The 16,177-nt window shown below is 24.5% G+C and carries 16 protein-coding genes; 9 read left to right on the top strand and 7 right to left on the bottom strand.

Annotated features, from left to right (window positions below; translation table 11 throughout):
* The first annotated feature begins 109 nt into the window (after positions 1-109).
* Positions 110-1,489 (top strand): branched-chain amino acid transport system II carrier protein, encoded by a 1,380-nt coding sequence (gene brnQ / locus Q4E08_RS02635; protein ID WP_303127985.1) that lies wholly within the window; start codon positions 110-112, stop codon positions 1,487-1,489.
* A gap of 163 nt (positions 1,490-1,652) precedes the next feature.
* On the opposite strand, the gene Q4E08_RS02630 is transcribed toward brnQ, so the two are convergent.
* The 3 genes from Q4E08_RS02630 to Q4E08_RS02620 are packed head-to-tail and all read right to left on the bottom strand — an operon-like array spanning position 1,653 to position 5,071.
* Positions 1,653-2,546, bottom strand: coding sequence for an N-acetylmuramoyl-L-alanine amidase (locus tag Q4E08_RS02630; protein ID WP_303127983.1), 894 nt, complete (start codon positions 2,544-2,546; stop codon positions 1,653-1,655).
* 15 nt (positions 2,547-2,561) lie between these two features.
* The gene (locus Q4E08_RS02625; protein ID WP_303127980.1) at positions 2,562-3,800 is read right to left on the bottom strand and encodes a YARHG domain-containing protein; all 1,239 of its coding nucleotides are present in this window, start codon (positions 3,798-3,800) and stop codon (positions 2,562-2,564) included.
* A gap of 11 nt (positions 3,801-3,811) precedes the next feature.
* Complete coding sequence (locus Q4E08_RS02620) at positions 3,812-5,071, bottom strand: zinc ribbon domain-containing protein (RefSeq protein ID WP_303127978.1); 1,260 nt, start codon at positions 5,069-5,071, stop codon at positions 3,812-3,814.
* Between the two features lie 145 nt (positions 5,072-5,216).
* Here Q4E08_RS02620 and Q4E08_RS02615 point away from each other — a divergent pair, with 145 nt between their 5' ends.
* Positions 5,217-6,041 carry a zinc ribbon domain-containing protein gene (locus Q4E08_RS02615; protein ID WP_303127975.1) on the top strand — a complete coding sequence of 275 codons (825 nt, stop codon included), beginning with the start codon at positions 5,217-5,219 and terminating at the stop codon, positions 6,039-6,041.
* 116 nt (positions 6,042-6,157) lie between these two features.
* Here Q4E08_RS02615 and Q4E08_RS02610 read toward each other — a convergent pair whose 3' ends face one another.
* Positions 6,158-7,153: a polysaccharide deacetylase family protein gene (locus Q4E08_RS02610; RefSeq protein WP_303127973.1), complete on the bottom strand. Its 996-nt coding sequence runs from the start codon at positions 7,151-7,153 to the stop codon at positions 6,158-6,160.
* A 385-nt stretch (positions 7,154-7,538) separates the two neighbouring features.
* Positions 7,539-8,960: an amino acid permease gene (locus tag Q4E08_RS02605; protein ID WP_303127971.1), complete on the bottom strand. Its 1,422-nt coding sequence runs from the start codon at positions 8,958-8,960 to the stop codon at positions 7,539-7,541.
* A 220-nt stretch (positions 8,961-9,180) separates the two neighbouring features.
* On the opposite strand from Q4E08_RS02605, the gene Q4E08_RS02600 reads away from it, so the two are divergent.
* Positions 9,181-9,648: a methylated-DNA--[protein]-cysteine S-methyltransferase gene (locus Q4E08_RS02600; protein WP_303127969.1), complete on the top strand. Its 468-nt coding sequence runs from the start codon at positions 9,181-9,183 to the stop codon at positions 9,646-9,648.
* 82 nt (positions 9,649-9,730) lie between these two features.
* Here the strand turns inward: Q4E08_RS02600 and Q4E08_RS02595 are convergent, their stop codons facing one another.
* A complete protein-coding gene (locus Q4E08_RS02595) occupies positions 9,731-9,979 on the bottom strand; it encodes a hypothetical protein (RefSeq protein ID WP_303127967.1) in 249 nt (82 codons plus the stop codon).
* Positions 9,980-9,995: 16 nt separating this feature from the next.
* Positions 9,996-10,592, bottom strand: coding sequence for a hypothetical protein (locus Q4E08_RS02590; RefSeq protein ID WP_303127965.1), 597 nt, complete (start codon positions 10,590-10,592; stop codon positions 9,996-9,998).
* 166 nt (positions 10,593-10,758) lie between these two features.
* Between Q4E08_RS02590 and Q4E08_RS02585 the strand changes: the two genes are divergently transcribed.
* From Q4E08_RS02585 to Q4E08_RS02560, 6 genes are all read left to right on the top strand, one after another.
* Positions 10,759-11,151 carry a zinc ribbon domain-containing protein gene (locus tag Q4E08_RS02585; protein ID WP_303127962.1) on the top strand — a complete coding sequence of 131 codons (393 nt, stop codon included), beginning with the start codon at positions 10,759-10,761 and terminating at the stop codon, positions 11,149-11,151.
* A 109-nt stretch (positions 11,152-11,260) separates the two neighbouring features.
* Positions 11,261-12,676 (top strand): MFS transporter, encoded by a 1,416-nt coding sequence (locus Q4E08_RS02580; protein ID WP_303127960.1) that lies wholly within the window; start codon positions 11,261-11,263, stop codon positions 12,674-12,676.
* A gap of 116 nt (positions 12,677-12,792) precedes the next feature.
* Complete coding sequence (gene htpG, locus Q4E08_RS02575) at positions 12,793-14,664, top strand: molecular chaperone HtpG (RefSeq protein WP_303127959.1); 1,872 nt, start codon at positions 12,793-12,795, stop codon at positions 14,662-14,664.
* Positions 14,665-14,910: 246 nt separating this feature from the next.
* Positions 14,911-15,198, top strand: a complete 288-nt coding sequence (locus Q4E08_RS02570) for a zinc ribbon domain-containing protein (protein ID WP_303127957.1) — start codon at positions 14,911-14,913, stop codon at positions 15,196-15,198.
* 5 nt (positions 15,199-15,203) lie between these two features.
* Positions 15,204-15,563 carry a DUF2085 domain-containing protein gene (locus tag Q4E08_RS02565; protein ID WP_303127954.1) on the top strand — a complete coding sequence of 120 codons (360 nt, stop codon included), beginning with the start codon at positions 15,204-15,206 and terminating at the stop codon, positions 15,561-15,563.
* A 216-nt stretch (positions 15,564-15,779) separates the two neighbouring features.
* The gene (locus Q4E08_RS02560) at positions 15,780-16,148 is read left to right on the top strand and encodes a MerR family transcriptional regulator (RefSeq protein WP_303127952.1); all 369 of its coding nucleotides are present in this window, start codon (positions 15,780-15,782) and stop codon (positions 16,146-16,148) included.
* The last annotated feature ends 29 nt before the right edge of the window (positions 16,149-16,177 follow it).

Genomic DNA, 16,177 nt, shown 5'->3' with positions numbered 1-16,177 from the left:
TAAATATAAAAAGAATGTTAAATAAATTAAAAGGGGGCAATTTCATGGACATAGAAGGAGACATACAATTAGAATGATTTTTAAAATTGATTAATTGGGGGCGTTTTTAATGAAAAATTTATCAAAAAAAGATTTATTATTAGTAAGCTTAATGCTTTTCTCATTATTTTTTGGTGCAGGAAACTTAATTTTCCCGCCATTTTTAGGACAGTCAGCTGGAGTAGATACTTGGATTACTATGATTGGATTTTTAATTACATCAGTAGGATTTCCTATTTTAGGTGTAGTTGCAGTAGCAAAATCATCAGGACTATATAATTTAGCAAGTAGAGTAAGTCCTTTATTTGCAACGGTATTTACAATTCTTATTTATCTTTCAATTGGACCTGGACTTGGAATACCAAGGGCGGGAAGCTTACCATTTGAAATGGCAGTAAGACCATATTTAGGAGAAGGTTTTATATCTCATGGATTGGCATTATTTATTTATACATTTATATTTTTTTCAGTAGCTTATTGGCTTTGCTTAACTCCATCTAAATTAGTAGATCGTATGGGGAAAGTTTTAACTCCTACGTTATTAATATTAATTTTTTCAATATTTATTGCAAGTATTTTTAAGCCATTAGGTGCTTATGGTGAAGTAACTGGAGAATATGTAAATGCACCTTTAGTAAGTGGATTCTTAGAAGGATATATGACCATGGATACAATTGCAGCATTAAATTTTGGTATTGTTATCTCACTTGTAATTAAACAAAAGGGAATAAAAGGAGAAAAGGCAGTTGTAAAAAATTCAGTAAAAGCTGGTGTATTTGCAGGTGGATTATTAATTTTAATTTACTCAATGCTTGCTCATTTAGGTGCAACCAGTGGTGGTAGATTTGGAGCAACTGAAAATGGTGCTCAAACTTTATCAAATGTTATGACATATCTTTTTGGAGATATGGGAGCTGTACTTCTTGCAGTAATATTTACACTAGCTTGTCTTACTACTTGCGTAGGACTTATAACATCATGCAGTCAATATTTTGTAACATTAAACTCAAAGATAAGTTATAAAACTTGGGTTAGAGTTTTAGCATTATCAAGTATGGTTCTTGCTAATATGGGACTTACAAAAATTTTAAGTATTTCAGTTCCTGTACTTGATGCAATTTATCCAGTTGCTATTGTTTTAATTTTACTTGCAATGTTTGATAAACTTTTAAAGGGAAATAAGTTAGTTTATTCAGCAACAGTTTTAATTACAGCTTGTGTAAGTGTTATTTATGCATTAAGCAATACTTCATTAAATATGAAATTCCTTGAAGGTATAGTTAGATGGTTACCACTTTATGATAAAGGGTTAGGTTGGGTAGTTCCAGCATTTTTGGTAGCTTTATTAAGTTCTTTAGTTGTATTATTTAAGTATAAGGTTAATAATAATGAAATTTTAGAAAAAGAAATTAATGAGGAAAAGGTAAATTTAAGTGAATTAGAGTTATAAAATTCTTATTTGATTAATTAATTTATTATATATAGAAAGAACAAGAAGTTTGAATATAAAGTATTAATAATAAAAAATTAATTATTATATATTAATACAATAATAAATATAGACCGTAGAATTTTTATCTACAGTCTATATTTTATACTATAATGTTTAAGAATTATTTAAAGCAATTATTAATGCCTTGAGCTATTCCTTCACATATTTGATTATAATTTTTATCATTACTTAGGTAAGAATCTTCTTTAGGATTTGAAATAAATCCTAATTCAAGTAAAACAACAGGAACTTTTGACCAATTAAATCCAGTTAAATCGTCTCTTTTAACTACACCTCTATTATATATACCAGTAGTTTTGGTATAAGAGTTTAGTATCTTTTCACCATAAGAATAACTTTTCTTTGCTATATTTTCTGTTATATATCCTTTCACTTCAGGAACAAGTATAGAAGCTCCTTTAGCGCTTGGTGAATCAACTCCATCACAATGAATTCGTATTAGTAGATTTGCATTAGCTTTATTTCCTATATTTGCTCTTTCTATATTACTACGTTGTTCATTTATATTATCTTTAGTTAAAATAACATTATAACCTTCTTTTTCTAATAAATTTTTTAATTTAATACTTATTTTGTGAGTTATTGTATATTCAGGTATACCACTACTCACACCAGTTGCTCCACTAGTATCTTTTAATTTTTTTTCTTTTGAATCTGGTGATACACATTCTTTTTCATTTGAGCTTTTACTTGAATGTCCTGGATCAATAACTATAGTTATCTTTTTTAAGTTATTAGTATTTTTATTAAGATTATTTTCATTTAAGTTTTTATTATTAGATGTAGAATTAGTATCTTTAGTATTTTTCTTTTCTTTATCGTTAGATTTATCAATATCTTTAGTATCATTGATTATATTATCTGATTCAGAATTTATTTTTGAATTAACAGTATTAGAATCAGATGAATTAACTTTAGATTTATTATTAGTACAACCAAATAAAAGTATTGATAAACTTAATGTTAATAAAATGAATTTCATAAATTTCTTCATTTATATTACCTTCTTTTACTTAGAATTTTCAACTGATTTTATAGTTTTTACATTTGCTACTTCATATTCATTAAGTTCTTTATCATCACCTTTAAATGATGAATCTGGAGAATACCAAGACTTTGAATTAAAATATGATTTATAAGGTTCTGTTCCAAATATATAACCATGTCTTGCATAAATTTCATTTCTCATAAGAGCTAATGTTTCTTTGTTGTACTGATTAATATCAGATTTATCTATATAACTTGAGTTACTATAGGGAATTAAATAATCTCCTTTATAATCATAAATATTTTTAGGAATATTATTAGTTGGAGTCTCATTTTTAAAACTATAAATATTTTGTGATGAATCTGTAGATTTATGGTTTTCTTTTGATTCATCTATTTTTTTCATTAATTCGTTATAGTTTATATAATCTTTTTCGTTATAGCCATATTTCTTAGCTAAAGATAAGTAACTAAGGCATGCATCGTAGTTTTTGCCATCAAAGTTTTTATCCGCATAAAATGTACATAATTTATATATTAATTTATTGGTATCTTCTTTATTCAAGTTAGTAAGAGGAGACATTTCATCTATGAATGATGAATCACCTTTTAATACATTATATATTGAATTAATAACATCATCATTATATCTATATTCTAAAGCATTATTATAATCTTTTAATTTTTCAAAAGTAGATGTAGCAGAATCTGCTTTATTTACATAATGATTATACATTAGCGAATCTCTTGAAAAATAAATGAAACTACCAATGGATAAAATAACTATAATAATTATACTTATTATTATGTATTTCTTTTTTTTATTTTTAGGTTTAATTTGGTCATCATAAGAATATGATTCCTCATCTATTTTATTATTGTTAATTATATTATTAGTATTTTTATTAATAGTTTCTTTAGATGAATTATTAATATTATTGTTTAAATCATAATCATTTTTATCATATAGTGTAGTTTTATCTAAATCATTAGAATCGGATTTTTGTGATTCATTAATTTTGCTTTTACTATATTTTGACTCATCAATATTAATTTTATTTTTATTAATAATATTATTAGAATTAGTGTCAAGATTACTCTTTATATTAATATCATTATTTTTTGATAACTCTTCATTAGATAAATCTTTAGTATTATTAGATGATATTTCTACTTCATTTTTAATAATTTTATTCCCACATTTATTACAAAACTTAGCTGAACTTTCTAATTTATTTCCACATTTATTACAATATTTCATTAAATACACCTCTAATCTTTAATATCAGTTAAAACTAATAGACCATTAGAATTTCTTTCAAAAGTATAAGTATTTTTAAATTCTTTATATTTTGGAACGTTATTATTTTTAGCAATAGAGTATACTTCATTACAAGTAACTTCTCCAGTATTTGTATCATTATTAAATTTATAATTTAGTATTTCTGTACTATTAAATGATTCAGTAATATTTTGTTTATAAATATCTGGTACAACCTTCTTTTGTTTATTATATATAGGACTATTTTCTTTAAGGTATGATGAAATATAATTAAAGTCATTATAATTAACAGCATAAGCGAACCCAGATGAGTAATTATTTAAAAGGCTATAAAGTTCTGTTTTAAAATCATCTTCTGATGCTTTAGCATCAGCAAAATTAATGTAAATTTCAGATGAAGAATCAATAGTATATTTTTTACTCATAAGTTTTTGACCATTTTCATTTGATATAGCATAAATAGTACTATTTGGGTCAACTGGACCAAAATCCTTAGCATCTTTTACTTTAATTCCAGTATTTTTGTTATTTATATATAAGTCAGCGTTTGGTATATCACTATCTATATGTATAATTTTTAAATCTTTAAATACTTCAATATCTGGACAATTATTATCAAAAGTATTTACATCTATAACTTCACTTTTATTTAAATAAGAATTAGATAATTCTGCTGTGATATTATAGTTTCCAGGCATTAAAGGACCTATTTCTGTTGATTCATTTAAATCACTATAAGTTTGATCTAACACTTTAATTTTAAAATTTTTAAAATTACATTTTACTTTCATAAATGTAGGTTTAACAACAACTTTATATACTGGGAAAAAGAAAAACTTTTTAGAAATCTCTTTTATTGATAAAGGATAACCAGTATCAACATATTTTCCAGCGTTAAAGTTATCATTTATATCAGAAAATTTAGATGGATTTTTAGTAAAATAATCAATTAAAACATTTGCATTTGTTGTATTAATTTGTAGTTTTTGATTATCACAATAAAGAATTTCTTGAAGTTCATCAGCGTTTTTATTAGATATTGCATTAGAAAAATCCATTGCAATTTCAGACTGTGTTTTTGAGGTTGATTTTCCATAAATAAAAATACCTCCTATTAAAATAAATAAAATTATAATAAATCCAATTATAAGTTTAAAATAATTTTTATTTTTGTTTGAATTAGAAATAGTAGAGCAATTAGGACAAGAGCCGTTTTCAAGCCTACTACCACATTTGCTGCAAAAATTCATAATATATCCTCCTTAGTAAAAACTTATATAAATAATTTATCATTTTTATGTATAATTTACAAATATAATTAAAAATTGACATAAATAGTATGCGGAAGGTATAATTTTCAATATAATATTTAATTAAATTAAAGGGGGAGAAATAATGTATTGTACCAAGTGTGGAAGTAAGATTCCAGATGATTCAAAATTTTGTCCAGAATGTGGAAATAGTTGCGGTGGAGAAACAAAAAATAATAAAACAACTATAAATATATCAACTCCAGAAGTTGATATAAAAAAGCATAAAAGTTATGTATTAACTGCAATAAAACATCCATTTACTAGTATGAAAGATGGTATACTAGGACTTTCATTGAAGTTAAGTTTAATATATGGCGTAATAATAACTTTGATAATTCCTTTAATAAAGGTATTATCTATAAAAATATTTAGCTACAACTTATTAAAATCAATTATGGAATTGGTTTATAGTATATCAGGAGAGTATTTTAGTAAGAATGATTCTATATTTTTAAAACAGCAATTTAACACTCAATTAGATATGGTATTTCCTACTGGAAGTGTATATTTCTTAGATTTATTAAATTATATATTATTTTATGGAATAATAATTTTTATAGTATATTTAATTTATAAATATTTAATAAAAGAAAAGATAGATAGAAAAAATTTAGGAAATATATTTTTTGTTTTTTCAGTAATTAATTTTATACTTGTTATAATTCAATCTTTAGCATTATTTATAGGATTTATACCTTGGGCTATAGTAAGTATATTTGCTTCAATAACTTCAGTAATTTTAATTTATAGTGGTTTTAACAGTATATTAAAGGGGAAAAATAAATTAGTGTATTTATTTTCGTTTGCTTATGTAATAGCATTTGGAATAGTTTTATGGGTTTCAATTAATAATATAACATCTATAATAACAAAAATTATTTATCATTCTAGTGGATTAAATTTTTAAAAATTCAAAAGTAATAGATTTAATTATAAAGTTTTTAATAAAAACGAATTAAAATATTTTTGTAAATAAAATAGAGTTGCTTTAAAAGTATTAAAGCAACTCTTTCATTATGTAGACTATTTTATTGTTCTAAATTCAAAGCCTTTATCTTTAAAATATTCAATTATTTGAGGTAGAGCTTTTGCTGTTTCAGCTTTTCCATAAGTATCGTGCATTAATACAACAATACTATCTGCATTTGGGCCAAGTTCATTAACGCTTTTCTTTAAGAATTCAACAAGTTCAGGTGCGTTTTTCTTTTTACCTTCAGCATCACCATTTAGAGCGTTCCAGTCAATATTACTTATATTAAGTTCTTGCATTTTCTTTTTAAAAGGTTCTCTACCTTTCCATGACCAATATCCACCAGGTAATCTTATTACTCTAGTTGAAAAGTCTTTTCCTAAAACACTTTTCATAAGTTCATCATTTTTATTAAAGTCTTTTAGCATATTATGTACATTCATAGTTCTACCTGGGTATAAGTAAGCATAATCATGGCTATAACTATGATTTGCAATAGCATGTCCATTTTTAGCTATTTCTTTTAATAATTCCTTAGCTGTATCATTTGCAGCTAGAGATTTTCCCATTACAAAAAATGTACCTTTAACATTATATTTTTCTAGAGTTTTAAGGACTGTTGGTGTATTAGTAGTTGAAGGACCATCATCAAAAGTTAAGTAAACAACTTTTTTACCATCTGTTCTAACAGGGTACTGTTTAGCTCCAGTTAATAAATCATTTGTATTTTTTGCTACCATTTCAGCATCATCAGCATTTGGGTCATCTTTTAATGCTATATATCCACTATTATCTAATTTTTTTTCTTCAGGTTTTTCTTTTGCTTCGTTATTAATATTATCATTATTGTTGTTATTAGATGAATCAGTAGTAACTTTGTTAGTATCGGCTTTAACAACTTCATTATTAGTACTTTTTTTATTTAAAATTAAAAATAAAGGAATACAAATAATTAATATAGCAATAAATGAAATTGAAATTATTTTTCTTCTTCTCATTGCTTTTTTTCTTTTCATTATTTGCATACTTTTACGATTATTATTTTTCATTTTTTATTACCCCCTTTTATTACTATATTTAAACTATATATTAAATATTAATATTATTAGTTACATAATGGTTAATTTTTAGCAACAATTGCTGAAAAATGAGCTAAAAATTATTATTTTAATAAATTATCATTTAAATTATCTAAATATGTATTTAAGTTTTTTATTACTAAAAATAGATATTGATATTAGACTATGTTTTTTAGTGGATTGGTTTATATAGGTATAAAATATTTAATTTTATATTTAGGTTATTTCATTATAAGAAATCAAATAGTGAATTAATTACAAAAGATTTGTTATTTAAGTATATAATAATTAAGTTTTGAAATTATATCTATAATAGAAGGAGCTAAAATTTAGCTCCTTTTTTAATAATTATAAATTATATTAATCCTTTTTGTCTTCTTTCTCTTTCAGCAAGCTTTGGCATTATTAAACCAAGTCCTACTAATACGAAAGGAGTTATTATATTTAATACTAATTGGAAAGTATTTTCTGAATACATACCACCTATACAAGCAAAAGCTGTGAAGAAGAAGCACCATGCTCCTAAAATTATTCCAAGAACTTTGCTCTTTGTGAAACGATATTCTGCATGGAACTTGTCTCCAGCTTTCTTTAATGCGATATAAGCTACAAACACCCATAAATAACGTAATGGCATACAAACAGCATTTAATTTAACTAACCATTTAACTATAGCATCAACATTTCCTATACCAAATGCAGGAATTATAATTAATATTGATACAATTATAGTAATTAATATATTACCATTTATAAATGCACCATGTTCATTTTTCTTAAGTAATTTTGATGGAATAAATTGTTCATCAGCATTTTCAAGTAAAATACGTAAAGGAGCATCAATTGATAGTATTAAAGTTGAAATTTGTCCTATAACATTTGTTATAGCATATATTACAACGAATGTATTTCCGATTCCGTAATACTCACCAAGTTTTTGGAATGCATAATAAGCACCATTAGTTAATAAGTCTTTTGGTACATTATCAGAACTAAACATCATACCAAGAGAAATAGTTCCTAATATAGCACATACTGCAACCATAATTGCTAAAGCAATCATACCTTTAGGGAATCCCTTTGAAGGATTGTCCATTTTATTTACATAAGGTGAAATCTTTTCACATCCTCCAACAGCAAATACTAATATTGAAAGACTAGTAAAGTATTTAACATCAAATGTAGGCATAAATGTTTTAAATGACCAATCAATATTTACTAATTTAGCATCAGTAATAGCAGGTGCTGCTATCATAAGAAGTATAAATAAGATTGACATAACAAACATTGATGTACCAGCAATAGTTGTTATTCTTTTTAAAGGTTTTATACCTCTTGATGCAACCCATATTCCTATTAAGAATATTATTAAACAAAGTGTTTGTAAAAGAATTGGATTTAAAGAACTAACCCCGTTGTTTTGGAATATAGCCCAGAAACCAGCAATAATAGCACCTTGTGGCTTTTGAGAAATATAAGGAAGATGTACAACCCAATAAGTCCAACCAGCATAATATGCAAGTCTAGGTCCAATAGTTTCATTGATCCATGAACTTACACCACCACCTAAATCTTTGAAGGCAGAACCAAGTTCACCTACCATTAAAGCATAAGGTACAAAATAAATAGCAAAAATAAGAATCCATGATACTATAGCCTTTAATCCACCAAATTCTGAGAATCCATTAACTACATTACCGAATCCCCAAACAGCAGAGAATGCCATAAGAGCAAGGCTATACCACATAATTTTTTTAGTTTCTTTAGTTCCTTCCATATGAAACTCCCCCAATTATAAAATTTTTATTTTAATAAAACTATAGATAATTTCAAATATACAATTAAATGTACATTTAATTGTATAATAATTGTATAAAAATAAGTTTAATATAATGAATATAAATAGTCAAGGACATTTGTGTATTATAGGCGAACAATTTGTTTGTATTTGTGGAATAAATAAATATTCTAAAATACCACTAAAGGAGAGGAAATAATTGATTAATACTTATTATTACTACACAAGTTTAGGAAAAATTACTATTGTTCAAGAGGAAAATTATATAACAAAAATTTATTTTGGTGAAAGTAAAGAAGTAAACTCAAATAATATAGAAACGGAATTAATAAAAGATGCAAAAATTCAAATAGAAGAGTACTTAAATGGAAAGAGAAAAAAATTTAATTTACCAATTAATCCAAAGGGAACAGAGTTTCAAAAGAAAGTTTGGAAATCTCTGATGAAAATACCTTATGGAAAAACATTAAGTTATAAAGAAATTGCAAATTTTATTGGAAATAAAAATGCTTCAAGGGCAGTAGGAATGGCTAATAATAAAAATCCAATACTTATAGTCATACCTTGTCATAGAGTAATTGGATCAAATGGAAATTTAATTGGATATGCTGGTGGAATTGATATGAAGCAAAAACTTTTAAATATAGAAAAAGAAAATACGTTATAAATTATAGGTATATAAAATAATTGGTTACTATCACAAATAAAAATAAACTCTATAAAGGAGTATTCCTTTATAGAGTTTATTTTTATTTAGAATTTTCTTTTATATAATTATTTAAATTAGTTATTTGGTTATTTAACTCATCAATTTTTTTATTAGAATTTGAAAGTTCATTATTAGTATCAGAAAGAGTTATTTGTTTATTGCTATATTCTTTATCTAGTTTAGCTTTTAGTTCATTATTTTTATTTGAACCGCAACCTATGATAATTCCAACAAAAAAACAAATAAATACTAATACGATAGTAAGTAGTTTTTTTACTAATTTATTCATTAATTTCTCCCCTTAATTAAAAACATTTAGAGCAAGCATCTAATCCTAAACTTTGTGCTTCTTTTAATGATGCTTGTCTTGCGTTGTTTGGATTAGTATTTCCACAATGGTTTGTTCTATGATATTTTTTACCAGTTGCAGTTATCCAAACAGTAGTTCCAACAGTATTATTGTTGTTATCTTCATAATTTGAAGAATTATTTTTTGCTTTTGATGAAGAGCTTGTATTATTAGTAGTAGATTTATGAGAGCTATTACTACTTTTTTTTATGTTAGTACTAGATTCAGCCGAAGCAGTTTGTTTTTCTTTTAATTCTTCTTTTGCTTTTTCTGCTTTTAATTTTTCAGCTTCTTTTTTCGTTTCAATTTCATCTTTTTTTGATTGTAAAGTAGAAATCTCATTTGTTAGCTTAGATATTTTAGAATTATTAGATTGCAATGCTAAATTATTATTAGAGATTTCAGATGATATACTAGAATTTCTAGATTGAGCTGAAGCTATTTCATCTGCAGATGCTGATGAAATATTACCAAATATAATTCCTAAAAATAAAAATATAATACCAAAAGCTAAAATTTTCTTATTTTTTGATATAAATGATTTAAAGTTCATTATTTAACTTCCCCCTTTGTTTTTAATCATGATTATAATAACACAATGTTTTAAATATATAGTATAATGTTACAAAAATTAAAAATATTGCATTTAAAAATAAATTTTGGATAGTTGTAAAATATATATAATAGTTATATTTTTATAATTTAAGTTAGGAGGAAATATGTTTTTTATAGGAATATTCGGAATAGAAAGTAAGTCAAAGGAAATAAAAATTTTAGAAAATCTTCAGTGTAAAAAATGCAATTTAAAAACTAAGGGTAAATTGATAAAAACATTTGACTGTTTTCACTTTTTCTTTATACCTTTATTTAAATGGAATGAAAGCTATTATGTAGTTTGCAACAGATGTAATTCTGTATATGAAATTCCAAAGGAAAAAGGTAAAGCAATAGAAAGAGGAGAGAATGTTGATGTAACTTATTGGGATTTAAAAGAGATTAAAAGAGAATATAATAACAATTATTATCAATATGAAAAAAGATGTCCGAATTGTGGAAAAGTAATAGAAGGTGATTTTAAATATTGTCCATATTGTGGAGAAAAAATAAATTAATTATTAAAAATAAAAAAGTTTAAATCATGTACACAGCAATAAATCAAATTATTAATAAATTACTTCTATAATTAAATCAAAATTATTTTATTATAAGGAGTAAAATTCTATGGGTAATATAGATAATGAAGTTTCTGAAAGTAGAAAATCAAAAATATTAATGTGTGTTGTTATAATGACATTTATGTCATGTATTGATGGAAGTATAGTAAATGTTGCACTTCCACTTATAGCACGTGATTTAAATGTAACAATGGCTCAGGTTGAGTGGGTAGTTACAAGCTATCTTTTAATAATTTCAGTATTAGTTTTATTAAATGGAAGAATAGGAGATATAAAGGGTAAAAATAAAGTTTTTAAGTTTGGAATTTTAGTATTTACTATTGGATCTATTTGTAGTGGATTTTCAAAAAATTTAGTATTACTTATTGTTTCAAGAGTTATACAAGGTATTGGAGCATCTTGTACAATGGCAGTTAATATGGGAATAATAACTGGTATATATAAGGAAGGGGAAGGTAGAGGAAAAGCTCTTGGAATATCTGCAAGTGCAGTTGCTTTGGGAACAATGATAGGTCCATCAATTGGAGGTATACTTGCATCAATTAGATGGGATCTTATATTTTGGATTAATGTACCTATTGGAATAATAAATTTAATATTAGCTAACAAGGTTTTAGAAAAAGATAATATTAAAATTGAAGAGAAAATTGATGTTAGAGGAACAATTGCTTTTGGATTTTTTATAGTTTCACTTATATTGTCAGTAACTAAAGGTGAGTTTGTAGGATATACAAATAAATATATATTATTTGGATTTTTAATTTCAATAATAGGGCTTATTATATTTTTATATTTACAAAAAACAGTTAAGTCACCAGTACTAGATTTAAAATTATTTAAAAATAAATTATTTTCAACAAGTATATTATGCAACTTCTTAACTTTTATAGGACTAAGTTCAGTAACAATAATATTACCATTTTATTTGCAAGATGTACTTAAAATGTCAACTTTACATGCGGGATTTTTTCTTATGATATATCCATTAGTATTAGGAATAGTTTCACCATATAGTGGTAAGCTTTCTGATAAGTTAAATTCAAAATATATAGCAACTATTGGTTGTTTAATATTATCAATAGGATTAATTCTTTTAGGTACAGTAAAAGAAAATACATCTTTATTTCAAGTTGCTATTTATAGTGGAATAATGGGACTTGGTAATGGTTTATTTAAATCACCTAATAATGGACTTGTTATGAAGGAAATTAAAAAAAGTCAACTTGGTATAGCAGGAAGTGTTAATGCATTACTTAGAAATGTTGGGATGGTGTTTGGTATAACTCTTTCAACAACTCTTTTATATAATAGAATGAGTCATATTATTGGTTATGAAGTTTCAAATTATGTACCAGGAAGAAATGATGTATTTATTTATGCAATGGATATTGTATTTTTAACTACAGGTTTTATATGTGTATTAGCAACAATATTAAGTATAATAAGGTCAAAAAAGTATTAAGGAAAATTAATATTGACATAAATTTCAAATAGTGATATATATAAATTATGCATTAGCACTCAAGTTATAAGAGTGCTAATAAAAATATCTTTTGAATTTGAAGGGAGAGATTTAAATTGGAAAAAAGACAATTTAAAGCAGAATCAAAAAGATTATTAGATATAGTAATTAATTCAATTTATACTAACAGAGAAATATTTTTAAGAGAATTAATTTCAAATGCAAGTGATGCAATAGATAAAATTTATTATAAAACATTAGGTGATAATTCATTATCATTTAATAAAGATGATTATTTTATAAAAATAGTTCCAAACAAAGAAAATAGAACTCTTACTATATCTGATACTGGTATAGGAATGACAAAAGAAGAATTAGATGAAAATCTTGGTGTTATTGCAAAGAGTGGTTCACTTAAATTTAAAGAAGAAAATGATTTAAAAGATGGATTTGATATAATAGGACAATTTGGTGTTGGATTTTATTCAGCATTTTTAGTTGCGGATAAGGTTACTGTTATAACAAAAGCTTTTGGTGAAGAAAAAGCTTATAGATGGGAATCAGACGGAGTAGATGGATATACAATAGAAGATGCAGAAAAAGAGGGTCATGGAACAGATATAATTCTTCATTTAAAAGAAAATACAGAAGATGAAAATTTTGATGAGTTTTTAGATGAGTATAAATTAAGATCTTTAATTAAGAAGTATTCAGATTTTATAAGATATCCAATAAAGCTTGATGTTACAAAATCAAAGCTTAAAGAAGGAACAGAAAATGAATATGAAGAATACAAAGAAGAAGAAACAATAAATAGTATGGTTCCTATTTGGAGAAGAAATAAAAATGAACTTACAGATGAAGATTACAACAATTTTTATTTTGAAAAAAGATTTGGATTTGATAAACCATTAAAACATATTCATATAAGTGTTGATGGTATGATAAGTTATAATGCAATACTTTATATTCCAGAAAATATACCATATGATTATTACACAAAAGAATATGAAAAAGGATTAGAGTTATATTCAAATGGTGTATTAATAATGGAAAAATGTTCTGATTTATTACCAGATTATTTTGGATTTGTAAAAGGTATAGTTGATTCACAAGATTTATCACTTAATATATCAAGGGAATTACTTCAACATGATAGACAATTAAGACGTATTGCTAAAAATATTAAAAATAAAATTAAAAATGAATTAGAAAATATGCTTAAGAATGATAGAGAATCTTATGAAAAATTCTATAAATCATTTGGAAGACAATTAAAATATGGTGTTTATGATGAGTTTGGAGCAAATAAGGATACATTAAAAGATTTATTAATGTTCTATTCATCAAAAGAAAAGAAAATGGTAACATTAGCTGAATATTTAGATAGAATGTCAGAAGATCAAAAATATATTTACTATGCAGTTGGTGAATCAAATGAAAGAATAGAAAAAATGCCACAAACAGAAATGGTATTAGATAAAGGATATGAAATTCTTTATTTCACTGAGGATATAGATGAATTTGCAATTAAGATGCTTATGAACTATAACGAAAAAGAATTTAAGTCAGTATCAAGTGGAGATTTAGGAATAGAATCAGAAAAAGATAATGAAAAGGCAAATGAAGAAAATAAAGATATATTTGAAGCTATGAAAGAAACTTTAAATGGAAAAATAAAAGAAGTTAAAGCTTCAAGTAGACTTAAAAATTATCCAGTATGTTTATCAAGTGAAGGTGAACTTTCAATAGAGATGGAAAAAATATTAAGTCAAATGCCAAATAATGGTGAAGTTAAAGCTGATAAGATATTAGAAGTAAATACAGATCACGAAGTATTTTCTTCATTAAAAGATGCTTTTTCAAATGATAAAGAGAAGTTTAATCTTTATACAAATCTTTTATATAATCAAGCATTACTTGTAGAAGGATTAAGCATCCAAGATCCAGTAGAATTTACAAATGATATATGTAAATTAATGAAATAGTTTGAATGAAATAGACTGTCTAAAAATTAGACAGTCTATTTTATTTATTTTAAGTTTGTATAGCAAAGGTAATAAAAAATATACATTAAAACTACTTTAATATAACTTTAATAATACAATTATTAATTTTATTTATTAAAGTTATATTAATAAAGTTAATAAAAGGTAAAAATTACTAACAACTACTAAAAAGTATTAAATTTGATATTATAATTAAATAGACTTTTTTATATTAGGGGGAAAATTATGTACTGTAAGAATTGTGGTAAGGAAATCGATGATAATGCTTATGTATGTGTACACTGTGGAGTAAAAGTTAATAATGAGGATGATAAAAAAATTGATAATCCTTCAAACTTAGCAGGAGCAGTTTCTTGTTGTTTTCCAGTTGTAGGATTAATATTATATTTTTTATGGAAGGATGAGAAGCCAAATTCAGCAAAACTTATTTGTAAATGGATGATAGGTGGAATAATTGTTTGGGTAATAATTTATATTTTATTCTTTATGCTTGGAATAGCAAGTGAGTTATAATACATATGGAAAAAATACTTCATTATATGTTTTTTTGTCATAGACTACCGGAAAGATCATTTTTTTTCAAAGGTAAGCAGTTTCCAATATGTGCAAGATGTACGGGAATACTTTTAGGATATTTAATAGGAATTATATATTTGATTATAGTTGGTAAAAGTAATTTTGCTATTATAGTATTATTAATAACTCCTCTTTTAATTGATGGAGTAGGACAGCTAAAAGGAAAATGGATAAGCAATAATTTTAGAAGACTAATTACGGGAATATTTGCAGGTATAGCAACTATACTTTTTTTAAAATTTTCAGCAGAATTAGGATTAAATAGCGGTAGATATATAAGTAAATTTATATTGAATAAATAGAGAAAAGGAGAGTATTGATTATTTCAGTACTCTCCTTTCTTGTTTAACAATTATATTCTAATTTTAGTTTATTTATATTATTTTTTATTTAGAAATGAATTGGTATTTTTACTAATTAAAAAAATGTTAATACATAAACTTATTGACTTAGAGTAAACTCTAAGTAATACAATATAATTTATAAAAATTATTTAATATAAAAATTGGAGTATAAAGATGGAATATACTATAGGACAAATTTCAAAAATAACAGGATTAAGTGAGTATACTATAAGATTTTATGAAAAAGAAAAGCTAATACCAAATATAAAAAGAAATAAAAATGGAATCAGAATATTTAGTGAAGAAGATTTAAACTGGGTAAACATAGTAAAGTGTTTTAGAGATACAAATATGTCAATTGATGATATAAAAAATGTAGTAGCTCTTTATGAAGAAGGAGACCATACATTAGAAGAAAGAAAAAAACTTATAGAAAAGCATAGAGAAAAGATAGAGAATCAAATAAAAGAATTAAGAGAATATTTAAATAGAATTGATGCTAAATTAAATATGTATGAAGGAAAAATAAAGGATAGACATTAAAATATTTATATAGATTTTAAATAAAATAT

Origin of the sequence: Clostridium sp. (assembly GCF_030532265.1) — a bacterium.
GTDB lineage: Bacteria > Bacillota > Clostridia > Clostridiales > Clostridiaceae > Clostridium.
Note: the sequence above shows the minus strand (reverse complement) of the source record. Positions and strands in the feature narration are given on the sequence as shown.